6 protein-coding genes and 1 pseudogene are annotated in these 6,478 nt (G+C 72.7%); 2 read left to right on the top strand and 5 right to left on the bottom strand.

What is annotated here, in order from left to right:
• Nucleotides 1-138 precede the first annotated feature (138 nt).
• Nucleotides 139-663, bottom strand: coding sequence for a hypothetical protein (locus HLB15_RS11960; RefSeq protein WP_171105912.1), 525 nt, complete (start codon nt 661-663; stop codon nt 139-141).
• A 70-nt stretch (nt 664-733) separates the two neighbouring features.
• Here HLB15_RS11960 and HLB15_RS11955 point away from each other — a divergent pair, with 70 nt between their 5' ends.
• Nucleotides 734-1,204, top strand: coding sequence for a MarR family winged helix-turn-helix transcriptional regulator (locus HLB15_RS11955; protein WP_171105910.1), 471 nt, complete (start codon nt 734-736; stop codon nt 1,202-1,204).
• 3 nt (nt 1,205-1,207) lie between these two features.
• Here the strand turns inward: HLB15_RS11955 and HLB15_RS11950 are convergent, their stop codons facing one another.
• On the bottom strand, nt 1,208-2,143 hold the full coding sequence (locus HLB15_RS11950) for an alpha/beta hydrolase family protein (RefSeq protein ID WP_171105909.1): 936 nt from the start codon (nt 2,141-2,143) through the stop codon (nt 1,208-1,210).
• Between the two features lie 7 nt (nt 2,144-2,150).
• Nucleotides 2,151-2,828: a TetR/AcrR family transcriptional regulator gene (locus tag HLB15_RS11945; protein ID WP_212759787.1), complete on the bottom strand. Its 678-nt coding sequence runs from the start codon at nt 2,826-2,828 to the stop codon at nt 2,151-2,153.
• A 94-nt stretch (nt 2,829-2,922) separates the two neighbouring features.
• On the opposite strand from HLB15_RS11945, the pseudogene HLB15_RS11940 reads away from it, so the two are divergent.
• A pseudogene (locus HLB15_RS11940) lies at nt 2,923-3,459 on the top strand (SDR family NAD(P)-dependent oxidoreductase); the annotation flags it as partial.
• A 120-nt stretch (nt 3,460-3,579) separates the two neighbouring features.
• Here the strand turns inward: HLB15_RS11940 and arfA are convergent.
• Nucleotides 3,580-5,091: an arabinosylfuranosidase ArfA gene (gene arfA / locus HLB15_RS11935; RefSeq protein ID WP_171105906.1), complete on the bottom strand. Its 1,512-nt coding sequence runs from the start codon at nt 5,089-5,091 to the stop codon at nt 3,580-3,582.
• 45 nt (nt 5,092-5,136) lie between these two features.
• The gene (locus HLB15_RS11930; RefSeq protein WP_171105904.1) at nt 5,137-6,465 is read right to left on the bottom strand and encodes an ABC transporter substrate-binding protein; all 1,329 of its coding nucleotides are present in this window, start codon (nt 6,463-6,465) and stop codon (nt 5,137-5,139) included.
• Between the last annotated feature and the right edge of the window lie 13 nt (nt 6,466-6,478).

Raw genomic sequence — 6,478 nt, 5'->3', positions numbered from 1 at the left:
CGCGCGATCAGCAAGTACAACGCCCGCGGCCCCGCGATCGACCACAAGACCTACCCGATACAGGTAACTCTCACGACCGACCGCGAGATCTTGACACCAACCTCAACGCCCTAACTTCCCGGCATTGCAGCTAGGGGATCAGTCCTCCCGGTCGCCCCCCTCGGCGACCGGCCGGACCACGGTCAGGAGCGTCATCCAGATCATCGTGAACGGGATGACGGTGACGTTCTTGATCGCCAGCTCCGCGGCCAGGTACGTCGGCCGGTCGACGCCGCCGACCCGGCCGGCGAGCGCGTCGGGCACCACCTTGGCGACGAGCAGCAGCGCGGCCAGGTACACCAGGCTCGCCAGGACGGCGCTGCCGTGCCGCGTGAACCACGCCGACCACCGCTCGCCCGCACGGGACCAGTCGATCCCGTGCGTCCGGGCGAGGCGACGCACCACCCACACGACGAACACGACCCGCACGGCGCCGGTGAAGATCTCGCCCGCCGCGCCGCCCGCCCACGGGGCCAGACCGCCGACGGACAGGAACCGCTGCGCCGAGGCGAGCACGCCGAGAGCGAGCACGACGGGAAGGTGGCGGACGAAGAAGCGCCAGGCCTCGCCCAGGATCGACGTGGCCTCGGCCCAGGCCGGCGGCCGGGTGGTCGTGGTGCTCATCGGCGCACTTCCTACGGTCAGATGAATGGTTGAGTGAACTAAACTATATGGTGCGGTGCACAATGGTGACGTGTCAACGACCTCGGACCCGGGCGCGCGGCTCGGCAGCGAGCTCAGCGATGCCGTCGTGATGTTCCACGAGGCGCTGGGCGCGCTGTCGGGACTCTCGGCGGCCGACCACAAGGCGCTCGGGATCGTCCGGCGGGACGGGCCGGTGTCGGCGCGCGAGCTCGCCGACCGGACCGGGCTGACGGCCGGTGCGGTGACCGGCCTGGTGGACCGCCTCGAACAGGCCGGTCAGGTCCGGCGCACGCGGCACGCGACCGATCGCCGTCGGCTCGTCATCGAGGCGACCGCGTCGCCGCCGCCCGAGGTGCGGGCGGCGCTGGCCGAGATGGGCACGGCGATGGGCCGCGTGACGGCGCAGTTCACGCCGGAGGAGCTGCAGGTCGTCGCGCGCTGGGTGCAGCTGACGACCGCGACGATGCGCGAGCAGGCGGCCCGTGCGGCGGGCCGGCTGGAGGGCCGGCGCGAGGGCTGAGGGTCAGCGGGCCCGGCGTGCCGCGGCGTCGAGGGCGAACGCGACGACGACGTCGGGGTAGCCGGGCACGAACGCGCCCCCCGCGGTGGCTCCCATGCGGTGGTCGCCGCCGGGCAGCACCACGGTGGTGAGCAGGCGGGGCACCACCTCGCGGCGCAGGACGGCCACGCTCGCGGCGACGGGCGTCACGGTGTCCGCCTCGCCGAAGACGGCCAGCAGCGGCACGGCCAGGCCGCGCAGCGCCGGCACCGGGTCGTACCGCCCGAGGCGCACGAGGTGGGTCCACTCCTCCTCGGTGATCTCGGCGGCGTCGCCCCAGGCGCGGGCGAGGGTTCGCGTCCCGGCCGGATGGGCGGCGACCCAGGCGACGAGGTCGGCGAACGGGGCGCCGTCCTCGGCCAGCGTGAGCACCGCGTCGGCCGTGGCGTACGCAGCCTCCCGGTCCGCCGCGGGCAGGGCGGCGACCGCGCTGCGCGCCGAGCTGCGCTCCTGCTCCAGCACGGGGACCGCCGGGCCGGAGCTGGTGACGACGAACGCCGGTGCCGGGCTCCCGCGGCGGGACGCCTCGAGCGCGACCCAGCCGCCCTGGCTGTGCCCGAAGATGCCGGCCGGGACGTCGGGCACCCGGGCGGCGGCCGCCTCGAGCGCGGCGCCGAGGTCGGCGGCCTGCTCCTCGATCCCCACCTCCTGCCAGGACCCGGTGGAGCGGCCGACGCCGCGCTTGTCGAAGGACGCGACGGCGACGCCGGCCCGCAGGAGCGCCGCCCGGATCGGCGGGAAGAACACGTCGTTGTCCCGGTCGGACGGCCCGGACCCGGGGTGCATGACCAGGAGGGCGGCGGCATCGCCGTCGGGGAGCCAGAGGCTGCCCGCCAGCTCGACGGGTGCCTCGGCGGATCCGGAGCGTGCGACGAGCTCCGCGGGCGGCCGGCCGGTCACCGCCGCGTCACCGCCAGGTGGGCGCAGGGTGCGCCAGCGGGCTCGCACCGGCCGGCCGCAGGCCGTCGAAGACGACGCCGACGTAGCGGCGCCAGAGCTCGGGCGGTGGGTCGGCCAGCGCGTCGACGGTGTGGACGGGCGCGCACATGAGCAGGAAGACGTCCGTGCCGGTGACGTCCTCGCGCAGGACGCCGGCCGCCCGCGCCTCGTCGACGAGCGGGACCACCGCGTCGTGCACCTCGCGCTGCAGGCGGTCGAGCTCGGAGCCGGGCGCCGGCACGGTCATGAGCACGGCCACCCGGCGGCGCTGGAGCCTGCCCGCTGCCTCCGTGAGGAACTCCAGGAGCGCCGCCTCGGGGTCCGTGGACCCGCGCAGGCGCCGGGCGATCGCCGTCAGCTCGCGGGCGTGCCGCGCCGCGATGGCCGTGGCGAGGTCCTCCTTGGTCGCGAAGTGGCGGAACACCGTGCCCTTGGCGATGCCGGCGCGCCGCGCGATCGCGGAGATCGACGCCTCGAGCCCGCGCGCGGCGAACTCCTCCTCGGCCGCGGTGAGCACCGCCTCGCGGTTGCGCGCGGCGTCCGCGCGCAGGGGGCGTCCGCCGTCGGGCAGGACGGTTCCGGGCGGGCTGGTCTCGGGCGTCACGACGGCGGCGGCCGGGTCGGCGGGGGTGGCGGCGGGTCTCACACCCCCGAGCCTAGCAAGTTGACCGCTCGGTCATGTTGTGCCTACCGTTCCACCCGTCAACATGACCGATCGGTCATCTTAGAGAGGGAGCACCATGGAGCTACAGGGCGCCACCGCGCTGGTCACCGGGAGCAACAGGGGCCTGGGCAGGGTCTTCGCGACGGAGCTGCTCCGCCGCGGCGCGAAGGTGTACGCCACGGCGCGCCGGCCGGAGCTCGTCGACGTGCCGGGGGCCGAGGTGCTCCGGCTGGACATCACCGACGCGGCCTCGGTCGAGGCGGCGGCCGCGGCGGCGGGGGACGTCGACGTGCTGGTCAACAACGCCGCCTTCATGGACGGCGGCAACCTCGTGACCGGAGACCTCGCGTCGATCCGGCTCGCGATGGAGTCGAGCTACTTCGGCACCCTGGCGATGATCCGGGCGTTCGCGCCGGTGCTCGCCCGCAACGGGGGCGGCGCGGTGCTCAACGTCCTGTCGGGCGCGGCCTGGCAGACGGTCGACGGCAACTCCGCCTACGCGGCGGCCAAGGCGGCGCAGTGGAGCCTGACCAACGCCGCGCGGATGGAGCTGGCCGGGCAGGGCACGCAGGTCACGGCCCTGGTGCCGGGCATGATCGACACCGAGCCGATGCGGGAGTTCGCCCGGGCCCACGGGTACGACCTGCCCGAGGGTGCGCTCGACGACCCGGTGAACGTCGTCGCGCTGGGGCTGGACGGGCTGGAGGCCGGCGATCCGCGCGGGGGAGGGCGGTCAGATCTTCTCGAGCCGCACCACCGACCACGAGACCGGCGGCAGCGTCACCTGGGCGCGGTCGTCGGCCACCTTCGCGGTGGTGTTGGGCTGCGGCAGCACCGACGTGGCGTCGTCGGCCGTCGCGGACCAGGTGTGGTCGGGGTTGGACAGGGTCACGGCCTCGGCGACCCGCAGACCCGGGAAGCCCCGCAGGTCGAGGTCGAGCGCCAGGTCGTCGGTGAGCGACCGGTTCACCGCGAAGACGACCACGCCGCCCGTCTCCGGGTCGTGCGTGGCGACGGCGTCGAGCACCGGCACGTCGCCGAACTTCGCCGTCTCCTGCACCGGGGCGTCGACGGCCAGCCGCAGCACCTCGCCGGCGGCGTACCGCGCGGTGAGGGCGAACGGGTGGAACGTCGTCTGCCGCCACGCCCGCCCGCCCGGCTCGGTCATGATCGGCGCGATCACGTTGACGAGCTGCGCGAGGGACGCCGCGTGCACCCGGTCGGTGTGCCGCAGCAGCGAGATGAGCAGGTTGCCCACCACGACGGCGTCGGCCACGTTGTACCGGTCCTCCAGCAGCACGGGTGCCACCGGCCAGTCGTCGCCCGACGGCGGCCGCGACTCGGCGCGCTTCTGGTACCAGACGTTCCACTCGTCGAACGAGATGTTGATCCGCTTGTCGTGCTTGCCCGCGGCGCGGACGGCGTCCGCGGTCGAGGCGACGGCGTCGACGAAGTGGTCCATGTCGACCGACGACGCGAGGAAGGAGGCGAGGTCGCCGTCCTCCTCCCAGTAGTAGGCGTGCGCCGAGACGTGGTCGACGTGCTCGTACGACTCGCTGAGCACGACGCGCTCCCAGTCGCCGAACGTCGGCATCTGCGAGCCGGACGACCCGCACACGACGAGCTCGAGGTCCGGGTCGATCATGCGCATGGCGCGCGCGGTCTCGGCGGCGAGCCGCCCGTACTCGTGCGCCGTCTTGTGGCCGACCTGCCAGGGGCCGTCCATCTCGTTGCCGAGGCACCACATCTTGACCTTGTACGGGTCGGCGGCGCCGTTCGCCCGGCGGCGGTCGCTCCACGCGGTGCCGCCGGGCACGTTGGTGTACTCGAGCAGGTCGAGGGCCTCCTGCACGCCCCGCGTCCCGAGGTTGACGGCCATCATCGGCTCGACACCGGCCTTGGCGCACCACCGCATGAACTCATCGACCCCGACGAGGTTCGGATCGGTGGAGTGCCACGCGAGGTCGAGCCGGCGCGGCCGCTGGTCCACGGGTCCGATCCCGTCCTCCCACCGGTAGCCGGAGACGAAGTTGCCCCCGGGGTAGCGCACCGTCGTCACCCCCAGCTCGCGCGTGAGGTCGACGACGTCGCCGCGGAACCCGTCGGCGTCGGCGGTCGGGTGCTCCGGGTCGTGCAGGCCCGTGTACACGCAGCGGCCCAGGTGCTCGACGAACGAGCCGAACGTACGGGGCCGCACCGGTCCGACGACGAACGCCGGGTCGATGGTGACGGATGCGGACAGCATGGGTGATGTGCTCCTCGGGATGGTGGGACGGGGCGTGCAGGGGACTTACTGCCCGAGCTGGTTCTGCAGGTCGGCCTGCGCCTGGTCGAGCGCCTCCTGGGCCGGCGTGCCGTTCTCGTAGATCTCGTTGAGGGTGACGGTGCGGAACGTGTCGTCGACGGTCGGCCAGCTCGGGTCGGTGAACGAGTCGAGGTGCCCGATGCCGTCCTTGACCTCGTTGAGGACGTCGAACATGTTCGTCTGGAAGTACTTGTTGAACTTGTTCTCGGGGTTCTGGGTGACCTCCTCGTCCTCCCACACGGCCATGTTCACCGGGTCGAAGCCGAGGACCTCCCAGACGGCGACGTTCGCCTCGGGCGAGAGCTTGGCGAACGCCAGCCAGTCGGCCGCCAGCTCCTTGTTCGGCGAGACGACGGGCACGGCCGCGCCGGTGCCGCCGCCGCCGATGGTCTGCACCTCGGCACCCTCGACGACGGGCGCCGGCGCGATCGCGACCTTGCCCTCGAGGTCGGGCATGTAGTCCACGAACCGGGAGGTGTACCAGGCCGGGTAGACGATGGCGGCGTAGTCGCCGTCGTTGATCGCGCCGTACGCCTCCTCGGAGTCGGGGCTGCCGCCGGGGATGGTCGAGATGGCGCCCGCGTCCTGCATCTCCTGCAGCATCGTGAGCGTCTCGACGACCTCGGGGCTGTTCACCTGCACGGTGCCGTCGTCGCCGATGTACTGGCCGCCGAGCTGGGCCGTGATGAGCGGCTCGAGGAAGAAGACGCCGGTGCTGGCCACGCCGAACGCCTTGCCGGTCTCCTTGTTGTACTTCTCGCCGGCCTCCTTGAAGTCGTCCCAGGTCTTGATGGTCGTGTAGTCGATGCCCGCGTCCTCGAGCAGCTCGGTGTTGTAGAAGCTGGTGAACGCGCCGACGTGGGTCGGGAACCCGTAGACCGTGCCGTCCTTGCTGTACAGGTCGAGGCGGGCCTGGACGACGTCGTCGACGTACGGCGCCGCGGCCTCGGTGAGGTCCATCAGCGGCGGGTTCTCACCCTTGACGAAGTTGGCGAACTTGTTGACCTCGATGTCCACCACGTCGGGCAGGCCCTCGCCGGAGTTCACGGCCAGCTGCAGCTTGTTGTGCATGTCCTGGTACGGGTAGACCGTGACCTCGAGCTGGATCTCCTGGTCGGGGTTGGCCTCGTTCCACTTCTCGGCCATCTCCTCGTAGTACGCCGCGTGGACGTCGGCGAACGTCCACATGTTCAGCGTGGTCGAGCCGTCGGCGTTGACCGAGGGCTCCTGCGACTGCCCTCCGCCGCACGCGGTGAGCGCCGTGACCGCCAGTGCGGCGACGAGCGTGGACGTCGCTGTCCGTAGCCGTGTCATCTCTTTCTCCGTT

This window comes from Promicromonospora citrea, assembly GCF_013004695.1.
Lineage (GTDB): Bacteria > Actinomycetota > Actinomycetes > Actinomycetales > Cellulomonadaceae > Promicromonospora > Promicromonospora citrea.
Note: the sequence above shows the minus strand (reverse complement) of the source record. Positions and strands in the feature narration are given on the sequence as shown.

Bases quoted from the DNA above. Each gene is read 5' to 3' on its own strand.
- HLB15_RS11960 (WP_171105912.1), bottom strand. From the start codon at position 663: ATGAGCACCACGACCACCCGGCCGCCGGCCTGGGCCGAGGCCACGTCG.
- arfA (WP_171105906.1), bottom strand. From the start codon at position 5,091: ATGCTGTCCGCATCCGTCACCATCGACCCGGCGTTCGTCGTCGGACCG.
- HLB15_RS11930 (WP_171105904.1), bottom strand. From the start codon at position 6,465: ATGACACGGCTACGGACAGCGACGTCCACGCTCGTCGCCGCACTGGCG.